The sequence below is a fragment of the Lacrimispora sanguinis genome (assembly GCF_044987295.1).
GTDB lineage: Bacteria > Bacillota > Clostridia > Lachnospirales > Lachnospiraceae > Lacrimispora > Lacrimispora celerecrescens_B.
On record NZ_CP173277.1, the window covers coordinates 622,964 to 644,267 of the forward strand.

23 protein-coding genes are annotated in these 21,304 nt (G+C 45.3%); 1 reads left to right on the top strand and 22 read right to left on the bottom strand.

The window, feature by feature from the left end; all coding sequences use genetic code 11:
- Positions 1–30: 30 nt before the first annotated feature.
- The 19 genes from ACHZES_RS02930 to ACHZES_RS03020 form a co-directional block, all read right to left on the bottom strand.
- Positions 31–261 (bottom strand): hypothetical protein, encoded by a 231-nt coding sequence (locus tag ACHZES_RS02930; protein ID WP_395547954.1) that lies wholly within the window; start codon positions 259–261, stop codon positions 31–33.
- A gap of 292 nt (positions 262–553) precedes the next feature.
- Positions 554–973: a MarR family winged helix-turn-helix transcriptional regulator gene (locus tag ACHZES_RS02935; protein ID WP_404820321.1), complete on the bottom strand. Its 420-nt coding sequence runs from the start codon at positions 971–973 to the stop codon at positions 554–556.
- A 156-nt stretch (positions 974–1,129) separates the two neighbouring features.
- A complete protein-coding gene (gene pepT, locus ACHZES_RS02940; RefSeq protein WP_154520610.1) occupies positions 1,130–2,356 on the bottom strand; it encodes a peptidase T in 1,227 nt (408 codons plus the stop codon).
- A 25-nt stretch (positions 2,357–2,381) separates the two neighbouring features.
- On the bottom strand, positions 2,382–3,884 hold the full coding sequence (locus ACHZES_RS02945) for a hypothetical protein (protein WP_395547952.1): 1,503 nt from the start codon (positions 3,882–3,884) through the stop codon (positions 2,382–2,384).
- Between the two features lie 122 nt (positions 3,885–4,006).
- Complete coding sequence (gene hisIE, locus ACHZES_RS02950; protein WP_038282000.1) at positions 4,007–5,293, bottom strand: bifunctional phosphoribosyl-AMP cyclohydrolase/phosphoribosyl-ATP diphosphatase HisIE; 1,287 nt, start codon at positions 5,291–5,293, stop codon at positions 4,007–4,009.
- A complete protein-coding gene (hisA, locus tag ACHZES_RS02955) occupies positions 5,293–6,033 on the bottom strand; it encodes a 1-(5-phosphoribosyl)-5-[(5-phosphoribosylamino)methylideneamino]imidazole-4-carboxamide isomerase (protein ID WP_395547951.1) in 741 nt (246 codons plus the stop codon). The genes hisIE and hisA overlap by 1 nt, the downstream gene beginning before the upstream one ends.
- Before the next feature lie 11 nt (positions 6,034–6,044).
- On the bottom strand, positions 6,045–6,632 hold the full coding sequence (gene hisB / locus ACHZES_RS02960; RefSeq protein ID WP_038281994.1) for an imidazoleglycerol-phosphate dehydratase HisB: 588 nt from the start codon (positions 6,630–6,632) through the stop codon (positions 6,045–6,047).
- A 53-nt stretch (positions 6,633–6,685) separates the two neighbouring features.
- On the bottom strand, positions 6,686–7,975 hold the full coding sequence (gene hisD, locus ACHZES_RS02965; RefSeq protein WP_395547950.1) for a histidinol dehydrogenase: 1,290 nt from the start codon (positions 7,973–7,975) through the stop codon (positions 6,686–6,688).
- Entirely contained in the window at positions 7,972–8,622 is a 651-nt protein-coding gene (gene hisG, locus ACHZES_RS02970; protein ID WP_038281991.1) for an ATP phosphoribosyltransferase, read from the bottom strand. Before hisG ends, hisD begins: the two co-directional genes overlap by 4 nt.
- 12 nt (positions 8,623–8,634) lie before the next feature.
- Positions 8,635–9,897 carry an ATP phosphoribosyltransferase regulatory subunit gene (gene hisZ, locus ACHZES_RS02975; protein WP_395547949.1) on the bottom strand — a complete coding sequence of 421 codons (1,263 nt, stop codon included), beginning with the start codon at positions 9,895–9,897 and terminating at the stop codon, positions 8,635–8,637.
- 156 nt (positions 9,898–10,053) lie between these two features.
- Positions 10,054–10,587 (bottom strand): Holliday junction resolvase RecU, encoded by a 534-nt coding sequence (locus tag ACHZES_RS02980; RefSeq protein ID WP_038281986.1) that lies wholly within the window; start codon positions 10,585–10,587, stop codon positions 10,054–10,056.
- Positions 10,588–10,596: 9 nt separating this feature from the next.
- On the bottom strand, positions 10,597–11,559 hold the full coding sequence (locus tag ACHZES_RS02985) for an RluA family pseudouridine synthase (protein WP_154520604.1): 963 nt from the start codon (positions 11,557–11,559) through the stop codon (positions 10,597–10,599).
- A gap of 37 nt (positions 11,560–11,596) precedes the next feature.
- Positions 11,597–12,166: a hypothetical protein gene (locus tag ACHZES_RS02990; RefSeq protein ID WP_038281981.1), complete on the bottom strand. Its 570-nt coding sequence runs from the start codon at positions 12,164–12,166 to the stop codon at positions 11,597–11,599.
- 30 nt (positions 12,167–12,196) lie between these two features.
- Positions 12,197–12,967, bottom strand: a complete 771-nt coding sequence (locus ACHZES_RS02995) for an SDR family oxidoreductase (protein WP_154520603.1) — start codon at positions 12,965–12,967, stop codon at positions 12,197–12,199.
- Between the two features lie 46 nt (positions 12,968–13,013).
- Entirely contained in the window at positions 13,014–14,954 is a 1,941-nt protein-coding gene (locus ACHZES_RS03000) for a YgiQ family radical SAM protein (protein WP_395547948.1), read from the bottom strand.
- A complete protein-coding gene (locus tag ACHZES_RS03005; protein ID WP_395547947.1) occupies positions 14,951–15,616 on the bottom strand; it encodes an HAD family hydrolase in 666 nt (221 codons plus the stop codon). Before ACHZES_RS03005 ends, ACHZES_RS03000 begins: the two co-directional genes overlap by 4 nt.
- Complete coding sequence (locus tag ACHZES_RS03010; RefSeq protein WP_154520601.1) at positions 15,610–16,362, bottom strand: pseudouridine synthase; 753 nt, start codon at positions 16,360–16,362, stop codon at positions 15,610–15,612. Before ACHZES_RS03010 ends, ACHZES_RS03005 begins: the two co-directional genes overlap by 7 nt.
- Positions 16,362–17,687, bottom strand: coding sequence for an RsmF rRNA methyltransferase first C-terminal domain-containing protein (locus ACHZES_RS03015; protein WP_404820380.1), 1,326 nt, complete (start codon positions 17,685–17,687; stop codon positions 16,362–16,364). Before ACHZES_RS03015 ends, ACHZES_RS03010 begins: the two co-directional genes overlap by 1 nt.
- A gap of 169 nt (positions 17,688–17,856) precedes the next feature.
- Positions 17,857–18,666 carry a M23 family metallopeptidase gene (locus ACHZES_RS03020; protein ID WP_395547994.1) on the bottom strand — a complete coding sequence of 270 codons (810 nt, stop codon included), beginning with the start codon at positions 18,664–18,666 and terminating at the stop codon, positions 17,857–17,859.
- 51 nt (positions 18,667–18,717) lie between these two features.
- Between ACHZES_RS03020 and ACHZES_RS03025 the strand changes: the two genes are divergently transcribed.
- On the top strand, positions 18,718–19,644 hold the full coding sequence (locus ACHZES_RS03025; protein ID WP_395547943.1) for a nucleoside recognition protein: 927 nt from the start codon (positions 18,718–18,720) through the stop codon (positions 19,642–19,644).
- Here the strand turns inward: ACHZES_RS03025 and ACHZES_RS03030 are convergent.
- The 3 genes from ACHZES_RS03030 to rsmD are packed head-to-tail and all read right to left on the bottom strand — an operon-like array spanning position 19,601 to position 21,300.
- Complete coding sequence (locus tag ACHZES_RS03030) at positions 19,601–20,182, bottom strand: vacuolar family H+-ATPase subunit H (RefSeq protein WP_038281963.1); 582 nt, start codon at positions 20,180–20,182, stop codon at positions 19,601–19,603. The genes ACHZES_RS03025 and ACHZES_RS03030 overlap by 44 nt on opposite strands.
- A 20-nt stretch (positions 20,183–20,202) precedes the next feature.
- Positions 20,203–20,691, bottom strand: coding sequence for a pantetheine-phosphate adenylyltransferase (gene coaD, locus ACHZES_RS03035; protein ID WP_038281960.1), 489 nt, complete (start codon positions 20,689–20,691; stop codon positions 20,203–20,205).
- 48 nt (positions 20,692–20,739) lie between these two features.
- Entirely contained in the window at positions 20,740–21,300 is a 561-nt protein-coding gene (gene rsmD / locus ACHZES_RS03040; RefSeq protein WP_395547941.1) for a 16S rRNA (guanine(966)-N(2))-methyltransferase RsmD, read from the bottom strand.
- Positions 21,301–21,304 lie beyond the last annotated feature (4 nt).

Here is a 21,304-nt window from a genome sequence, read left to right on the forward strand (position 1 = left end):
TGACGATGGTTTTCTGTTCCGATTATCTTGCTACTTTTTCAAAAGACCTGGTGTTCCACCCTTGTTTTCTATCACAGAATCCATCTGTGTCACTGCTGTATCAGGATGCTGCTCTAAATATACCTCATAATCATGATAGTTTCTCCCCACGCGGCAGCCTCTGTCTACCTTCAGTTTTGAGTTGATAGGGGGATTTGGACTTAATCCTGGACCAGGGACAGCGCCAAGAGTAAAATGCACAGCTGCCGCCCTTGACACCATACCTGCTCCATTCTTTTCAATAAATACGGCCGGTAAGTCATTTTATGTCTTACCGGCCGTACTCTAATTCCCAAAACCATTGGTATTGCCATATGCTCGATTGCATCCGGCAAAGGTGCTTTTTTAAGATAATACATTGCGTCATTCTTTTCTTTTTGGCTATACTCCTTACTTAAAATTAATTATTTATGTAGAATTCTACATAAATAATTAAAAAATATGCCGTATTCTGCATAATTATCAAAGATAATAGCAAGCAACATCTTTGTTTCCTACTACGCAATGTGCTTGCTTATACCTTCTTAGAATCCACCGACTTTGTATTTTCTGAATACTTATTCCGTGAAAGGTTATCATGGGCCTTGTGAAGTAACACTAGAAATTGTTCCTGTTCTTCAGGCGTCATACCGCTATGCAGCTGCTGTTCTGTGCTTTTAAAAACGTCACGCAGTGCTTCTAAAACCTTATCACCTTTTTCAGTAACCTTGATATTCATCGCGCGGCCATCATCTTCACGGCTATAACGAATAATAAAACCGTTCTTTTCTAAGCCATTTAATAAACTGGTTACCGAGGGGCCTTTTAGTTGCATCATATCTTCTAAATACTTGCGGCTGATATTCGCTCCATCGTAAAGACTTCTGCTGATTCCACCTAACAATCGGGCTTGCTGGTTGGTTATGCCAAATTCCTCTAACTTCTGATCATTCATATAACGCAAAGACAGTGCAATGCTCTGAATATAAAAATCAGCACTTGGATTACTTAGGGCAGAAAGCATAAAATCACCTCCAAAAAAAGTAGAATTCTACCAATATTATATTCGTAGAATTCTACTTTGTCAATAGGGTACTATTCTTTCCACATATTATCTTTCTGCAAATTTTTCAACGATCTTAAGAAGCAGTTCTACCACTTTCTCCATGGACTGAACAGGAATAAACTCAAACTTTCCATGGTAGTTATAGCCACCGGTGCACAGGTTTGGACATGGAAGCCCTTCATAAGACAAACGGGCTCCATCCGTGCCTCCCCGGATAGGGGTTACCATAGGCTCTATTCCGATTTCCTCCATGGAAGCTTTTGCTATCTCGATTAAGTACATGTGAGGCTGGATCTTTTCCTTCATGTTATAATAACTGTCCTTTAAAATAAGGTCCACGGTCCCTGCATGATAGCGGCTGTTTAAATATTCCGCTACCCTCTCAATAAATGCCTTTTTCTCTTCAAATCTTTCTTTGCTGTGATCCCGGATAATATAATCCATACGGGCTTCTTCCACTGTTCCGCTCATAGAATCCAAATGGAAAAATCCTTCATAACCTTCCGTGTACATAGGATTTTCAGCGGCTGGAAGCATGTTGTGGAACTCCATGGCCATAAGAAGGGCATTCCTCATTCTTCCCTTGGAAGACCCTGGGTGGATGCTGGAGCCATGTATCAGGACTCTTGCGGAAGCCGCATTAAAATTCTCATACTCCAATTCTCCTAACCCACCGCCGTCTACGGTATAAGCTACATCAGCGCCAAAGCCTTTTACGTCGAAGAAATCCGCACCTCTTCCAACCTCTTCATCCGGTGTAAAGCCAATGCGGATGGTTCCGTGCGGAATCTCCGGATGGGATAAAAGATACTCCGCCATAGCCATGATCTCGGCAACTCCGGCTTTGTCATCCGCACCCAACAGGGTGGTTCCGTCCGTTGTAATGATATCCTGTCCCTTGTATTTTAAAAGATCCGGAAAATCGATAGCTTTCATGACCAATCCGGTCTCTTTATTCATCAGAATATCGCCGCCGTCATAATTTTTTACGATCTGCGGCTTTACTCCTGTCCCGGAATATGCAGGTGCTGTGTCCATATGGGCAATAAAGCCAAGTACCGGAACAGGCTTATCCATGGTTGCTGGTATCGTGGCATAAACATAGCTATGCTCATCCACCATCACATGCTCCGCCTTCATGGCCTGAAGCTGGGCTGCCAGTTCTCTGGCTAATACCCGCTGCTTTTCCGTACTGGGTACTGTCTCCATATCCTCTTTCGACTGTGTGTCAAAGGATATATACTTTAAAAAATTATCTAATACTTGTGACATAATATATCGCCTCTTTTTCTAAAATTTATTTTTCCATATTGAAAATGCCTTTTATAGCTCCTGCCGCCGACCATATGGACAGGCCGTAACCAATGGCAAGGTCAATGAAAAATCCACTCCACATATCCATATCGGACATCAGATTTCCAAAGTTGGAGAAAACATAAGCCAAGGTTTCAAAGCTGGCTTCATACTGAAAGTATGCTCTTGTCATGGATACTGCATAATCCAAAAGATTGGCGCCGGCAATCATTCCAGCTGTTATGATAAGACAAATGATAGCTCCCTTTTTATCCAGTGAGCCTCCAAGCTTCTGATAGCCACCTAAGGCAAGCTTTAATATAACAAGTCCGGCTATTCCGGCTACAAAGCCCACCTGACCTATGAGTATCCACAGCCCCACTCCTAATAGCGAGGCAAACAGCGCTCCGATCACACCAAAGAGTGGATTGGACGGCTTCTCTTCAAGGGAGGCGGATATCTGAAGGATTGCTTCTGGATCCACCGTTTCAGGATACCTGTTGTGTTCCTCAGCCAGAATAGTTTCGGTCAATTCCTCTTTTCTGTCCAAAACCTGCCTTTTCACCTGAATGGCAAGTTCCTGGAACGCATCCTTGTTCTTTAGGCCTCTTGCTTTTACCATAGCAAGGGTATGGTATTTTTGATCCTTTGTTTCAGCCATAAGCCTTTTCCCTGATCCATAGGAGGTATCATAGATCCGCATAACAGCCTCGTAAGGGATGATATCAAATCCCTCTCCATTGGCAATGATATAATCATTGGTCAAATAAAGCTGTTCTTTTTCATAAGATGAGGTACTGGCCGCTTTCAGCTGTCTGTCTAATGCAAGCAGCTTTTCTTCCGGCCATGCCTTTAAGGTATCCCTGCTTATCTTAAACCTCCGGCTGTTAAGTTTCCATGCTATAAGCAAGGTTCCTGCCAAGGCGGCCATAAATCCGCATGAGAAAATGAAAGAAATCGCTCCTGAAGCATTGGAGGCCGGCTTTCTAGTAGTGTCAAGATAGTATTCTCCGAAATAATCCGAAAAATTATTCTCCGTTACGATTTTCTCTCCCCACATGTCATTGTAGCTTTCAATGGCATACTCCCGGATATCATCCTCAATAGGCGATGACATGCCGTAAAATACTGCAGGCTCCGGTGCTTCTTCCGATTCATCATACAGATAAGTTTGGATCTGTAAATATTCCTCAGACAGGTTCCCATGGACTTGTACAATATAAGGCAGCAGTTTTTCATCATAAGCAAAGTAGTAGTGATTGGTTTCCTTAAAATCCGACGCAAACTCCTGGGTCATCATATGGGCCTTTAAACTGCTGTAAATATCTGCTCCATCATACACATGAAACTCCATCGGTTCCACATCAGGCTTCGTACTTCCCAAAAGCTTCATTCCCATTCCAGCCCCAAAAAAGGAAACGGCGGTGATATACAGGAAAATGGCCGGCAACACCCAGTAATAAATCCGTGTCATCCGTTTCATCCTGCCAGACATCTGTTCTTTCATACCCATATCCTCCCATTATTTCCATTTTTTAATTATACCATGGAACAATCAGGCTGTCCATGGCTCTATGTACACAAAAAGCGCCGGAAAAGCGAGCAGCCTTCCCAGCGTTTTTATCAGTCTCAGCGGTTGGACAGTTCCCTGGTAATATCTTCCCAGGACACTCCTTTATAAGCCATGAGCACCATCATATGATAAAGGAAATCAGAAATTTCGTATTTTACTTCCTCCGGATTTGGATTTTTGGCTGCTATGACAATTTCCGTTGACTCTTCTCCCAGCTTTTTTAATATCTTGTCAAGACCTTTGTCAAACAGATAATTGGTATAGGAACCTTCCTTTGGATTCGTCTTTCTGTCAAGAATTACTTTAAATACCTCTTCAAATACCTTTAAGGGATTACTCTCCTGATATTCTTTTTTTACCAGATTCTGATAAAAACAGCTTCTTGCCCCTGTATGACAGGCAGCTCCGATCTGGTTCACTTTTGCTAACAGCGTATCATTGTCACAATCCAGGGCCAGAGACTTCACATACTGATAATGACCGGAGGTTTCTCCCTTCCGCCAGAGACTTTTGCGGCTCCTGCTGTAATAGGTCATGCAGCCGGTCTTAAGCGTTTCGTGAAAAGCCTCTTCATTCATGTAGGCCAGCATGAGAACTTCCCCTGTTCTGTAATCCTGGGTAATTACAGGAATCAGACCATCAGCACCCAACTGAAACTGGTCAAAGCTTATGGGGCTTTCAAAGGTATCTACTCCGATTCCCAGGGCTTTTAAATCCTGCTTCAAATCCATGCAGTTTACTCCCCCATCAAAGCTTCCAACAAGGCCTGCCACATTGTCCACTCCAAGGGCATAGGCAAAGAGATCTGCATCTCCCCCGCATCCGGTGATCAAAAAGGCCTCCTCGCAGGCTGAAACAGCCCGGAGTTCTTCCTCTGTGACTTCATCGCCCAGAATCATGACGGAAGCACCCAACTGGGCATATTCCTTGGTCCGCTCCAAGTACGTACAATCCGGAAGATAAGCATAAATCTTATCATCTCCGAACCGATCCGCCGCCTCCTTCATCAAATCCACATTCTCATCCAGGCTCACGTCAAGAAATGCTGCCTTTGCCCCTGCGTAAAGGTATTTCTTCACATCCTCCAGCCGCCTGACTCTTCCCCCTAAAATCACAGGAATATCAGACAGCCTTGCAATCTCCTTCATAAGGCCGATCGTCCGTTCATGATCTTCCTCTGACTCAGATAAATCATGCAGAAATAACTCATCTGCCCCGCTGTCTCCGTAAAAACAGGCCAGCGTCAAAAGATTTTCCCCATAACACACCTTTTGATCATCAAGCCTTACTGCCTTCCCCTCCCGGATTCCAAAACCTGCAATTAGTTTTTTATACTCCATCATCATATCCTCCCCTGATGATCCTGCTTTTCAAAGGCTTTAATGGCTTCCTTCAAATCGATCCGCTTTTCATACAACGCCTTCCCGATGATGGCGCCACAGACACCTGCATGAGAAAGCTGCCTTAAATCTTCCATGGAAGACATTCCCCCGGAGGCAATGATATCCATTCCGGTTTCTTCCGTCAGCCGTCTCGTATACTCCACATTGGGGCCCGAAAGCATCCCATCCCTGGATATATCAGTATAAACAATATGGCGGACACCGTATTCCTTCATCCGGTTGCAAAGCTCTGATGCGGAGATTCCGCTGATCTTTTCCCAGCCTTCCACCGCCACCATACCATCCTTTGCATCAACACCTGCAACGATCCTGTCCGGTCCGAACTTTTTCACCATGTCTCGGATAAATTCCGGATTCTCTACGGCCTTAGTTCCGATGATCACCCTGGTCACCCCCAGGGAAAGCATGGACTCGATCGCCTCTTCGCTTCGGATGCCGCCGCCAATCTCGATTGGTATGGAAACAGTATCCGCTATATTTTTGATCACCTTATCATTCACAGAACGGCCGGCTAAAGCACCGTCTAAATCTACCAGATGAAGAAACGTGGCACCTTGAGACTGCCAGAGAGCAGCCACCTCCTCCGGCTTCTGGGAATAAACAGTGATCTCCTTAAATTCTCCCTGTTTCAAACGGACGCACTGCCCGTCCTTTAAGTCAATTGCTGGATAAAGCTGCATATGGTTCTCCTTTATAGTGTTCCCTTGGTAGACAGTACCCCTGTAATTCTGGGATCAGGCGATGTTGCTTCATCTAAGGCCTTTGCAAATGCTTTGAAGGTTCCCTCGATCACATGGTGGTTATTCTCTCCTGCCAGTTTTCTGATATGCAGGTTCATTTCAGAAGCATAAGAAACAGCATAGAAAAATTCCTTCAGCATTTCTGTCTCAAAATCCCCCACCCGTTCGCCGGTGAGCAGAACATCGTAGCCCAAATACGGCCTGCCAGATAAATCAATGGCACAGAGGACTAAGGTTTCATCCATAGGAAGGATCATGCTGCCGTAACGTCTGATGGATTTTTTATCACCAAGGGCCTGTTTGATGGCCGTTCCCAGGACAATGCCTGTATCCTCAACGGTATGATGGGTATCTACCTCCAGATCTCCTTTTACCGACAATGTTAAATCAAAAAAGCCATGACGGGCAAAGCTGTTTAACATGTGATCAAAAAATCCAATCCCCGTTTGGATGTCAGCTTTTCCGCTGCCATCTATATTAAGGTTCAGTCGGATATCTGTCTCTCGGGTTACCCGGGAAATCTCTGCACTTCGTCCCATCTTTTAACCTTCTTTCATGCTTTGTTGTTGGGTAGGTTCACAGCGTCCACTGTTTAAGTGAAACGTACCTTCACAGAATTGGCATGGGCGGTCAAGTGCTCTGCCTCTGCAAACATTTCAATATCCTTATGGATCTCTTCCAAAGCTTCTTTTGAGTAATATATAATGCTTGACTTCTTTATAAAATCATCCACACTTAAGGCTGAGAAAAATTTAGCCGTGCCATTGGTCGGAAGCACATGGTTTGGACCGGCAAAATAATCTCCAAGAGGCTCTGAGCTGTATTCCCCAATAAAGATTGCGCCTGCATTATGAATCCTGGTCATATCTTCAAACGGATTCCTGGTAATGATCTCCAAATGCTCCGGAGCAATCTCATTGACTGTCTGAATGGCCTCCTTCATGGTCTCTGCCACAAGAATGTAGCCGTAATTATCCAGGGACTTTTCAATGATCTCTCTGCGGGAAAGTTCCTGGGTAAATGCTTCTACTTCCTCAGACACCCGTTTAGCAAGCTCCATACTGGTAGTTACTAAAATAGCGGACGCCAGCTCATCATGCTCTGCCTGGGACAACAAATCTGCTGCCACAAAGCGGGGATTAGCGCTCTCATCTGCAAGCACCAGAATCTCACTTGGGCCTGCAATGCTGTCAATGCTTACATGTCCGTAAACCGCCTTCTTCGCCAAAGCCACAAAAATATTCCCGGGACCAACGATCTTATTAACCTTAGGGATGGATTCCGTACCAAACGCAAGGGCTGCTACAGCCTGTGCACCGCCCACTTTATAAACCTCGGTAACACCTGCTAAATGAGCTGCCGTTAAGGTGACCGGATTGACCTTTCCATCCTTTCCCGGCGGAGTCACCATGGCAATGCGGCTGACGCCTGCCACTTCTGCCGGAATGATATTCATCAGAACTGATGACGGATACGCTGCCTTACCGCCTGGAACATAAACACCCACGCTTTCTAAAGGCGTGACCTTCTGACCCAGGATGGTACCGTCAGGCTTACTGTCAAACCAACTGTACTGCCTTTGCTTTTCATGAAACTGCCGGATGTTTTTCATGGATCTTTGAAGAATCTCCATAAGTTCCGGATCCACTTCCTTCATGGCTTCCTCAATTTCCTGATCGGTCACCTTTAAGCTTTCACTGCTTATTTCCGCTTTATCAAATTCCCTCGTATAGGCCAATACTGCCATATCTCCATCCCGTTTCACCGTTTCCACGATTTCCTGGACCGTGTCGGCATATGCACCGTAATTATTAGGATCTCTTTTTAACAGATCAGCAAGAATATTTTGTCTGGAAGTCTCGTCTAGTTTTACAATTCTCATCGGTTCTCCTCCTGCAGCAGGGTACGCAGATCGCGGATCAGCTTCGTGATCCTGTCATTCTCTCGTTTCATACTTACCTGATTGACCACCATACGGGCAGATAAAGGGCAGATTTCCTCCAACACCGTAAGTCCGTTTTCTTTTAGGGTGGCCCCTGTTTCCACGATATCCACAATGACCTCGGAAAGCCCTACTATAGGCGCCAGCTCGATGGATCCGTTAAGCTTTATGATTTCAACGGTCTGATGTTTTTTATTATAAAAATAGTCCTTGGCAATGGCAGGATATTTGGTGGCCACACGAATTCTTTCATGATGCTTTAAAAGCTCCCCTGCTGATGGAGGGCCGCAGACGCACATTCTGCAGTTCCCAATCCCCAGGTTCATGACCTCATAAAGCTTTCTTCCTTCTTCCAGAATGGTGTCTTTTCCCACGATACCAATGTCAGCCGCCCCATACTCTACATAAGTGGGCACATCACTTGCCTTTGCAAGAAAGAACCGCATGCCCAGCTCCTCGTTGGTGAAAATCAGCTTCCGGGAATCCTTATCCTTCATCTCTTCACAGGTGATCCCGATTTTTTCGAACATTTCAAGTGATTGTTTTGCAAGCCGCCCCTTTGCCAGGGCAAAAGTCAAATATCTCATACGTACCCCCGATTATCTTAAATATTCCGACAGCGGTATCTCATCTACGCGGTCCAGAATAAGGTTCATGACCTTAACGGAAAACCCGCTGTGGTCCAGATACAGCAGATTATTTAAATCCCTGCGCCTTGCATAAGCCTGATAATCTTCAAGGGAACGAGCCGGGTCTTTTAACTGGAGCTGGACCGCCATGCCGGAACCTTGGAAGTGACTGGAAAGGCGGATAGCGTTTTCCCTGGCTTCTTTCTCATAAAGGATCATGGTGTTCACCAGATCAACTTTCATCTCGATCTTCTGCCTGGAAAGAGTCAGCAAAAGCTCATCCACCGATATTCCAAATCCCACGGCAGGAGCATCCTTTCCAAATTGTTCTAAGAGCTTATCGTATCTGCCGCCATTGACCACGTAATCTCCGGTCCCATAGGTGTAAGCCTTAAAGATAATACCGGTATAATACTGGTACTGGCTCAACATGCCAAGATCATAAGAAACGTAATCAGAAAGCCCGTAATATTCAAGGATCCGGTGTACCTCCTCCAAACGCTCAATCGCCTTTAACGCTCTTGGATTAGAAGTCAGTTCCCGGGCCGCCTGGATCTGATCCAGGGAACCGAACAGTTCCGGAAGCTTTAAAAACACCTGCTGTAACTCCTTTGTAATGGACTGTGCCATCACCAGTTCTTCTACACCAAAATAATTTTTATTTTCAATAAGCTCCCTTAGGGCCTCCTCCGTTTCCTCGTCCATGCCGGCCTCTTCGATCAGCCCTTTGAAAAAATCCACCTCACCTAATTCCACCTGGAACTCCGTAAGTCCTGCTGCCATTAAGGCCTTGATCACCATAGCGAGGATCTCTGCATCCGCATCCGCAGAATCATCACCAATAAGCTCCACACCGGTCTGGCTGGCTTCCTTAAGTCTGCCCTGATAGCTGGAATTATTGATAAAGGTTCTCTCGATATAGCAAAGACGGATTGGCATATCCTCGTCCAGAAAATATTTGGCCGCACATCTAGCTATAGCAGGCGTCTCATCCGGACGCAGCACCAAGGTGTGGTTATCCCTGTCAAAAAACTTAAACATCTCCTTTGCCTTAACACTTCCACGGGACTCGTTGAAAATATCAAAAAATTCAAAGGTGGGAGTTTCAATGTCCTGATAGCCGCACAGATGGAAAACCTTTAACATCTTCTCCTGTACAGCAGCCTTTCTCGTACACTCTACTCCATAGATATCCCGGACTCCATCCGGCGTATGTAACAGTTTATTTGCCATAATAACCTCCGTCTTCTGCTTCCATCTTCCATGATAAGCCGCCATAAACGCAGTGAAGAAAATTATTTTCACGGTTTATCATTTTGCATCACTTTCTTGTAGTAAAGTGATAATTTGATAACGTGTAGTCAATTATAGGGGAAAAAGTGGTGCTTGTCAATCTCTTCTGTCTAAATCTTTCTGGATCATCTCTAGGTAATGAACGAAAATATCCCGACATCTCCGGATCCGCCAGGTTTTATCTAACTCCTCATAGGTAAAGCTTTTCCGCCCGCCCTCTTCCATCCGTTTCCAGTACTGTTTCAACTGATCAAATGGAAGATAATACATCTCATCCTTCTGGGTATAGGATAATATGATAAAAGCAATGCCTCCCTGGCTTTCAAACTCCTCCATAAAAGCGACCTGATGAGGATGGATATTCTGAAGGGGAAATGTGCCCGCCGAACATTCCTTGGCATCAAAGCAGACCGGAATCCCCTGTACAGCCCCGATATAATCCACCGTACTTTTCTGGTCAAAATAAGCCAGGGTGATGTGGCGGCTTTCCTTATCAATGGAAATGGGGGTAATCGGTGTCGGTATCTTCTGGATCAAAGCCAATCCTTTTTCCCGGTAGCTTTCATTGCTTCGGTTAATCAGATCTTCAAGAGCTGAGCCTCTTAATCCTCTTGTATTCCAGGTTCCCATCTCTACCTCCTACCTCCAGTCCTTGCATATCTTAGAAAAGGTCTTTGGTAAAGGCGCATAAAAGGTACGGCCGGATAAATAAGCAAGTGGCTCCGAAAGCTTCGGAAATGTGACCTGATAGGAATGGAGGAGCTGGGACTGAATATGATAAAGCCTTTTTGCTTCCTCATTCACCTTGCTGTCCCCATATTTATAGTCTCCTACGATCGGGTGTCCGATGGAGGATAAATGCGCGCGGATCTGATGGGTACGTCCTGTGATCAAGGTAACCTTTAGGAGCGTGTATCCTTCCTGCCACTTTACCGGCTCATATTCCGTCGCAATGGGAGCACTCCCGGGAACCTCCTGCTTATGAACCGTTACCTGATTGGATGTTTCTGACTTGATCAGATAGCCTGTGATCATCTGTTTTTCTGTAATCTGCCCCTTTACCACGCACTGATAATACTTGTGGATGCTCCGGTCCTTAAAGGAGGCTGACATAAGCTGAAGGCCTGCTAATGACTTTCCTCCCACCACCAGGCCGCTGGTGTTCCGGTCCAGACGGTTGCACACAGAAGGCCGGAAGCTTCTTAACTGTTCTGTGGATAACTGACCGCTTGAAACCAGATAATCGATCATGTATTCCACCAGAGATTCATCCGCCTCTCTGGCTTTCTGAGAGAGCATGCCTGCCGGCTTATTTACCAAAAGGATGTGCTCATCCTCATAGATAATGTTTAAAGATACTTTTTTTACCTTCTGAAGCTTTACCTGGGAAAACTTTTCAATGGTTTCATCGGAAAGGAAAAGTTTGATCTCGTCTCCTTCTACAAGCTTTTCCGAGCCTTCGCACTTCCTGCCGTTTAAGGTGATGTTCTTCTTTCTCATCATCTTATAAAAAAAGCTCTTTTCTGCAAGATTCAAATATTTAGAAAGCAGCTTATCAAGGCGCTGCCCTGCTTCATTTTTCGATACAATCAAAGACTGCATGTTTTATCCTTTCCATTGGGTATTTCTGTCCTGACGGTTACATGGACAAACTTTTTAACAGCGTAACCCCACGCTCCACACTGCCGTCATCTTTGTACTCTGCTTCCGGTCCCAAGCTGGAAAGGCAGTTGAAAAATTCCCCTTCTTCCAGAATGATCCTTATATCAAACTCCAGGTGATGGCTAAGGAACATATCTTTTAAAAAACGTTCTGCCTTTCCTGTGTCCAGCCTTTTGGCGGTACAGTAAGCATAGATGCCGGTGGAATGAACCGCAGCCACATCCACCGGCATGACCGCATCCCTTGAGGTAATGATCAGATCATAGAGCATTCTGCTTTTTCCTTCATGGGTACACGCTTTTTTATAAAGTTCCGCGTTCAGCGTTTTGTACTTCCATGAGGCCAGAAGGGGCGATGCCCAATTGGCCACCGGAAGTACGGAAAGAATGGCTGAAACCGTCAGAATGTTTTTAAGGGATGAGCTGTCTGTCATCGACCGGACCAATAGCTGTATGAGTATCAGAGCCGCCCCGGCCAGGACCTTCCCTAATTCGATTCTTCTGTGATAGTTACGGTAACCGTACTGTCCCTTCCTGTATCGTTTCACTTTTGTATTCCTCTTCCTTTTCCTGCTCTCTTATATAGCCTTCATTAACCCCTTCATAAGACGAAAGATGGCGGTATGAGGCACTGTTTTGCATAAAAGCCGAAAGAACTTCATGGTGATTCCATATACGGAAACCGGACGCCCCATCATGCTGTCACGCAAAGCCAGACGTACCACCTTCTTCGGATCTGCCATGACCACCCGCTTGTACAGAGGAATCTTTCCTGTGGTTTCCGCAATATCAAAAAATTCGGTTTTCACAGGGCCCGGGCATACTGCCGTCACATAGATTCCTCTTTTCTTCAGTTCTTCATTCAGTGCCCTGCTATAGCTTAACACAAAGGATTTTGTAGCCGCATAAATGGCAAAGCCAGGCTGAGGCAAAAAGGACGCAGCAGAGGAAAACTGTATGATGCGGCTGTTTTCAGACATATAGGGAAGAACCATATGAGTCACAGCACAAAGGGCTTTGCAGTTTAAATCCACCATGCCCATTTCATCCCCTATGTTTATGGTACCTACATCGCCGATTTTCCCATAACCTGCCGAGTTGATCAACCACTTTACCTCCGGCTTTTCTTTCGCCAGGATATCCTGTAAGCTCATCAGTTTGCTGTCATCCGTTAAATCAATGGCAAAGGACCGGACCTTAACAGGAACAAGAGGAGACAACTCCTCCAGCCGTTCCTCTCTTCTGGCAATCGCCCATATCTCACCAATTCCACTAAAACGGTCAGCAATCTGCATGATAAATTCTCTTCCCATACCGGAAGACGCACCTGTTACAATGGCAATCTTCATAATTGATTCCTTCTTTTCTTTTATTTTTACCCACGCATTTTGGGATTTATTTTTTACCTGCTTTTTTATGGACGTTTCTTATGGTTTTTTTCTTTTGTTCCCGACGGTCTTTTGTCTCTGAAGCCGCCCCTCTTTTCCCGCTTCCAGGATTCTTCCCTGCTTTATGATCTGAGTAGCCTCCCGGAGTACCTGCCTTCGGACGGATCAGACACTTTTTATCAAACCCGATCAAATCGGTACGGCCTGCCAGCCTTAATGCTTCGGAAACCAATTCATAGTTTTTCGGATTCCGATACTGAATGAGCGCTCTTTGCATCGCCTTTTCATGTGGATTGACGGGCACATACACCTTTTCCATGGTACGGGGATCATATCCCGTATAATACATACAGGTGGATATGGTGGAAGGGGTAGGATAAAAGTCCTGGACCTGCTCCGGCATATATCCTAAATCACGTAAATATTCTGCAAGCTCCACGGCTTCTGAAAGTCCGGAGCCTGGATGGGAAGACATCAAATAGGGAACCAGATACTGTTTCATACCTAGACGCCCGTTCATGTCCTTATATTCCTTTACAAACTGGCGATATACCTGATTCTGTGGTTTTCCCATCTTTGAAAGCACCTTGTCCGACACATGTTCCGGGGCCACCTTTAGCTGTCCGCTGACATGGTACTGACAAAGCTCTTTTAAAAACTTTTTACCAGGATCCGCCAGCACATAATCAAACCGGATTCCGGAACGAATGAATACCTTTTTCACTTTTGGCAGACTTCTCAGCTTTCTCAGTAACTCAATATAATCCGTATGGTCTGCTTTCAGATTTTTGCATGGTTCCGGGAACAGGCACTGCCGGTTGGGGCAGGCTCCTTTTGTCATCTGTTTATCACAAGCCGGGGACCTGAAATCTGCCGTAGGTCCGCCTACGTCATGGATGTATCCCTTAAAGTCCGGTTCCTCTGTCAAAAGCTTTGCTTCATCCAGAAGGGAGTTATGGCTTCTGGCTTGTATAATTCTGCCCTGATGAAAGGTAAGAGCGCAGAAACTGCAGGCGCCAAAGCAGCCCCGGTTGCTGATCAGGCTGAATTTAATTTCACGGATAGCAGGGACTCCCCCTAACTCCTCATAGGAAGGATGGTAATTCCTCATATAGGGAAGGGCATATACCTCATCCATCTCCTCCATGGAAAGAGGCTTAGCCGGTGGATTCTGAACCACAAATAAATTGTCTTTATATGGCTCTACCAGACGCTTTCCAATAAATGGGTCCGTATTATTATACTGAATGTAATAGCTTTTTGCATATTCTTGTTTATCGGCCTTCATCTTATCAAAAGAAGGAAGGATCTGGGCATCATATACGGATTCCAGACTGTCCGTCTTATAGACCGTACCATCGATAAACGTGATGTCCTTGATTTCGATCCCGCTGTTCAATGCATCCGCAATTTCCACAATGGACTTTTCCCCCATGCCATAGGAGATTAGATCCGCCTGGGAATCAATCAGAATGGAATGCTTTAACCGGTCCGACCAGTAATCGTAATGGGCCAGACGCCTTAAGCTGGCTTCAATTCCGCCGATGATGACTGGCGCTTTCTTATATGCAGACCGGATCAGGTTACAATAGACCGTAACCGCATAGTCAGGACGTTTTCCCATAACACCCCCTGGTGTATAAGCATCCTGCTGCCTGCGCTTCTTTGAAACGGAATAATGATTTACCATGGAATCCATGTTGCCGCCGGAAACCAGGAACCCAAGACGTGGTTCTCCTAAAACTTGAATGCTAGCCCGATCTTTCCAGTCCGGCTGGGAGATAATCCCTACTTTATAGCCATGTGCCTCCAAAAGGCGGCTGATGATGGCATGACCAAAGGACGGATGGTCCACATAGGCATCTCCGGTGACATAGATAAAGTCACATTGCTTCCACCCTCTGATATTCATATCAGTCCGGCTCATGGGAAGATAATCGTGCATCATGATCGTTCGACCTTTCTTTTCAGTATCTGGTGATAATCGTATATAAAATAGTCAGCTAGCTGCCGTTTTTCTTCTTCCATCTCTCTGGAAAATTCATCATCAATGGCGCAGACTGTCATTCCTGCCCGCTTTCCTGCTAAAATCCCGGCAGGAACATCCTCAAAGACCAGGCACTGAGCGGGAGATACGGAGAGATCCCCGGCAACCTTTAAATAAATATCCGGTGCAGGCTTTCCATAAGTCACCTCGCAGGAAGTAGCTACTACTTGAAAATATTGCCCGATATTTAAAGAATCAATCACCGCATCCACCATCTGCCTGCCATTGCTGGTGGCGATTCCGGCCTTTAATCCATTTTCCGTAATGTATTTAAGAAAATCTCCTGCTCCCGGCTTTAACAATACCTCATTCCTGTATTTTTCAATGGACATATCCGTCCACACAGCCTTGATTTCCTCAAGGGATTCTTCCAGCTTGAACCGCTCTTTAAAATAAAAAGCAGTTTCCGAAAAACTCATCCCTTCAATCTCTTTTTGTAAATCTTCCGGGTATGCAAGCCCTCTGCTTCCAAGAAATTCTATATCAATGGATTTCCACATCCACATGGAATCAACCAGTGTTCCATCCAGATCAAAAATCACAGCTTTCTTTTCCTTTAACATCCTCTGCTTTTGTCTTCCTTTCCATGACTTTTTAGTTTTAGGATTTCATCCTGTGAAAGCGGGCGGTATTCACCCGGTTTTAACGCCTCATCTAAGATCAGGCTTCCCATAGACATCCTCTTTAAGTATATCACACGACACCCAAGAGTTTCAAACATCCGTTTGACCTGATGAAATTTTCCTTCCCGAATAGTTAAGTAGATTTCAGAAGGCACTTCACCTCCCCCCTGCTTTCGTACTTCCAGCTGTGCCGGCATTGTGGGAGTTCCATCGGAAAGCACAAGTCCTTCCTCCATACGTTCCTTTGCATCAAGCGGCAGATCTCCTTCAACCCGGGCAAAATAAACTTTATCCACATGCTTTTTAGGAGACAGTAGCTGATGAGCCAGGTCTCCGTCATTGGTAATGAGAAGAAGCCCTTCCGTATCAATATCCAGCCGCCCTACCGGAAATAGATCATCTCGTTTCCGTTCCTCAATGAGACCGATCACAGTTTCATAACGAGAATCTTCAGTCGCGGACACCACGCCCTGAGGCTTGTTTAACATGTAATATTCATACCGGACATAGGATACCAGACGTCCATCCACGGATACCTGTTGTTGTTCCGGATCGATTTTGCGCTCCGCCTTTTTCTCCGGTATGCCGTCCACCATAATCCTGCCTTTTCTGGCCATTTCCTTGATCTGGCTTCTCGTTCCTTCTCCCATTTCTGTTAAATATTTATCAAGTCTCAGTTCTTTCATTATTGCCACCGCCATCCTGGATAGTATTTATTTTTAAGCGTCGCTCCGCTTCCCTTGGCAAAGCCCAGGGGAAAGCCTTCCACGCAAATCAGGCACCAGCCTTTGATTGGATCCTCTCCGTCCTTTAAGGATATGGTTTCACCCTTTAAATAGCGGATTACCCTCTCATCCTGTTTTTCCCAGGAGACAACTTGTTTGAACTCTTCCGGCTTTAAGGCCATGGCAAATGCCTGTCCCGGTTCAAAACGGTCCTTCTTCATCTCTCCAAGCAAAAGTCCGGTCCTTAAGTAGCGCAGGCCTTTCGTATTCTCCTGGAAATGTTCCGGCAAATAGTAAACTGCATCATTTTTTATCCGGATTCTGGAACAATCTAAGGGCTTTGAGACCATAGAAAGGAAATTAGAAAGTTCCGCGGGAAGGGGTGGCTGTTTGCTTCCGGCCTTCCCATAATCTTTATATCCTGCCGGAGAGCCTTTCTTCCTTAACATTGCTATAAAATGCCCTTCTCCCTTAATCTTATGGGGAAAAAGGCGGAGACATCCGGAGAGACCGATTCCACCGCTGGCCCCTTCAAAAAGAGGAAGCCTGATTAACTCCATTTCCTCATGGCAGTCCAGAGTCCGTCTGATGATGTCTTCATTTTCACAGGCAGAAAACGTACAGGTGGAATATAAAAGATGTCCGCCAGGAGCAAGCATGTCTACTGCCTGATCCATAATTTCCCTTTGAATCGCAGCATAATACTCCGGCCCGTGTTCCTCATAGCTTTTCACCATATCCGCATCCTTACGGAACATCCCCTCTCCGGAACAAGGAGCATCAACCAGTATTTTATCAAAAAATTCACCGAAGGTTTCCTTTAGTTTCTTTGGTTCCTCGCTGGTGACACAAATATTCTCGATTCCCCACAATTCCAGATTCTTAAGCAAAGCCTTTGCCCTGGAATTGCTGATGTCATTGGATACCAAAAGGCCTTTGCCTTTCAGCTTTGCACCAAGCTCTGTGCTTTTCCCTCCCGGTGCTGCGCAAAGATCAAGGACCTTGTCTCCCGGAATTACGGGAAGCAGGCTTGCCGGCGTCATAGCGCTGGGTTCCTGGAGATAATAAAGCCCGGCGTAATAATAAGGATCTTTTGCCGGACGTTCATCTCCCTCATAATAAAAACCGTTATGGATCCAGGGAACGGGCTTTAGTTTAAGGGTTGTCATGTTTGTAAATTTTTCCGGGGTTATCTTAAGAGTATTGACTCGCAGCCCATAGAGCCGTTCCTCTTCAAAGCTTTTTAAATACGCCTCATACTCTTCTTCCCCTAATAAATTCTTCATTCTGTTTAAAAATTCTTCCGAAATCTTCCGTTCTTTCACGTTGCAGCTCCCATCTTGCGTTAAGGAAGTTTGATTCGCCTTTTGCTTATCGAATAAACTATGCCTATGTAAGCAATATTAATATAGCTTATCGAAATTTGCAAGGCAAGTTTCGATAAATGGCCATATACTAATACGAATATTTCAACCGGTATTTCTCCATATATCTTAAGACCCAATAAGGATTTACGCTCATCTCTTCATTGTGATCGGCCCTTATATAAATCCCCAGATGTAAATGGACCGGAAAGTTGCCGGTAGTCCCCTCTACCTGGCTGTAGCCGGTATCCCCCATAAATCCCAAGAGCTCTCCAGCTGTTACCTCGTCCCCTTCCTTCCACTGCCTGCTGTAGCCGTAAAGATGGGCATAATAAAGATACGCTCCCTTGGGAGTCCGTATCCCGATCCGCCATCCTCCTTTTTCCAGCCACCCCACTTTTTCCACTACTCCGTCGCTCATACTGACCACCGGATAATGCCCTCTGGGCTGGTCCTTGCCCATGATGTCGCAGCCTTCATGCCCTCGTTCTCCTCCGTAGGTCCTGGAGTCCATCCATCCGTTTTGATAGCTGATATCCGGAGAACCGGGTTGAACGGATAAGGGGATTGGAAAAAACTTCAAATCATTTAAAATGGTTTCATAGGCCTGGCGAAGTTTTCTATACTCCGCAGGCTTTACCTTTAAAAGTCGGTCCGTATGGGTTTCACGGTCTGTGACACCGGTCAGATCATATTGATGCTCTACCATTAAGGAAGTCAAAGTATCATAGTCAAGAGTATCCCATTCCGCCACCATTTTTCCAAGCTTTAAGCTTCTGAAATCATCGCTTTCCCAGGTATACGCGTCAAGCTGGTAATAGGTAGGATTATTATACAGGTAATCGATCATGGTTACCTGGAAAACAGAAAGGATCAGGATCAAAAGAAGAATCACCATCATATCAGTCATGCCATTTCATATAATTGTATAAAACAATCTATTCAGGTGTACATGAAAAAATCCTTATTCCGTCTGCTTTCGGTTGCTGCCTTGATTTTGTTGCTCCGTTTTCCGTCTTTAGCCTTTGAAGGGGCAAGAAACGGACTTGTTTTATGGGGTTCCGTGGTGATACCCACCCTTCTGCCCTTTATGATCTGTTCCAACGTGATTGTTGCCTTAAATGCAATCCGCATCCTTATTTTCCCCGTCAGAAGGATCCTGCATCGATTCTTCTGTCTTTCGGATGCAGGAAGCTATACCCTTGTTTCCGGTCTGCTCTGCGGCTATCCCATGGGAGCAAGAACCTGCAGTGATTTCATGGACAATAATCGGATCTCGGAAAAAGAAGGGAGATACCTTTTAGCTATCTGCAATCATCCAAGCCCCATGTTTTTGTTAGGCTATGCTGCCAGCGGGCTTCCCTCATCCGTACCGGTCTGGCTCCTTCTTGTTTGTGTTTACCTGCCCATAATCCCTATTTCCATTGCTGCCCGGAGCTGTTATGGCATAAACGGGCCTGCCCTGTCCCTTCCCGTAACCAAAGATTCCTCCAAATCCTTTGACGATAGTTTGATGGATTCCTGCGAGGTCATGGTGAAAATTGGGGGGTATATCATGCTCTTTTCCATCCTGGCCCTCTACATAACAAAACTTCCTATAGATCTCCCCCAGCATAAGGCCGTCATCCTGGGACTTGTCGAAATGACCACAGGAATCAAGGCCGTTTCCCAGGCCTTTACAGGAATCTCCGGAGGCTTATGGATCGGAGCCGTAACCGCATTCGGAGGATTATCCGGTATCTTCCAGACAAAGAGTGTTATAAAAAATGCCGGATTATCCATCCGGCACTATGTAGCTTGGAAAGTACTTCACAGCTTCCTAACCATCATACTTTTTATTCTATTGGACCGTTTTCTTCTGTTCCTTCCGTGGGCATGACAGCTCCTGTCAGTTCCTGGCGGTTAGAGGAGACGATATCATAGCTTGACTGCATGGAAGTCATAAAAGCGTCAAAACGCCCCTGTGCCCCTTCCATGGAATGACTGATAATGGTCTGAAGGCTCTTTAACATGTCATCCGTATACTGAACAGAACTTTGCCTGATTCCGTTGGCATCAGCAACCGCCTGTTCTACGATCTGCTGGGCCTGTACATTGGCCTGTTCAATAATATCATTGGCCTGGGCATATGCTTTCTGCATAATCTCATGCTCATTAACCAGCTCATTGGTCTGAGCATTGGCCTGGGCCAAAATAGAATCAGCCTGCTGGCGGGCTTCATTCATAATGGCATCACGGTTGCTTATGATCTTCTGGTACTGCTTGATTTCATCCGGAATGCGCAGACGAAGTTCTACCAGAAGCTCTTCCAATTCATCCCTGTTGACCACGATCTTACTGTTGGAGAGTGGCTGGTACTTGCAGCTGTCAATATATTCTTCTATTTCACCGATTAACTGTTCAATTCTGCTCATCATAATACGAACACTCCTTACCCTTATTTCATTCTATCTTCCATCTTCTTCATTACACGCTCAGCCACACATGCTGGTACAAACGTGTTTATCTCTCCGCCATAGGCGGCAATCTCCTTCACAATGCTGGAACTCAAGTAAGAATATTTTAAATTCGTCGTCAAAAACACAGTATCAATCTCTGGGGCCATAACCCTGTTTGTCTGTGCGATTTGCAATTCATATTCAAAATCCGTTACAGCCCGAAGCCCGCGAATGACTGCATCCGCCTGATTGGCTCGTACAAAATCTACCAAAAGCCCTCCAAACGATTTCACTTCCACGTTGGGAAGGTCTTTAGTAAGGCTCTTTAACATATTAACACGTTCTTCTACAGAAAACAACGGAGTTTTTGAATTATTATTTAAAACTCCTATGATCAGATGGTCTGACATCTTGGCTGAGCGTTCAATAATATCCAGATGACCAAACGTCACCGGATCAAAGCTTCCAGGATACACTGCTTTTCTCATTTGACTCTTCCTTTTCTTTTATATTGCCTTTATATTATGGACAATTTCCTATCGTTCTTTCTTTGCTGCGAACACATGTTTGTTAGTCTTATAATCCTTTTCCCTTATAATCCGGTATCCCAGATTCTCCAGAAAATCAAAAGAGGTTTCTAAAGAAGCTTCCACAATAATCGTCGTGTCCTCATCAATCAGCTGGGAATCAGCCAGATGCTGCAAAACCTTTCTTTCCCAATCCTGATTATAGGGAGGGTCCATAAATATATAATCAAACACATACCCTTTCCCTTTAAGCCTCTCAAGCCCTGTCATAACGTCACAGTTCATTACAATGGCGCCATCCTCCAGTTTGGTAGTCCTTAAATTCTCACGAATGCATTCAGCTGCCTTCGGATTCTGTTCCACCATAACCGCCAGCCTGGCTCCGCGGCTTAACGCCTCGATTCCAATGGCCCCGCTCCCCGAGAATAAATCCAGGAAACAACAATCAGGCATGTCCCCATGGAGCATATTAAAAAGTGTCTCTTTAATTCTATCAGTCGTAGGCCGCGTATCCTGCCCCTCTATGGTCTTCAAAACAAGCCTTCTGGCTTTTCCGGCAATCACTCTCATAACA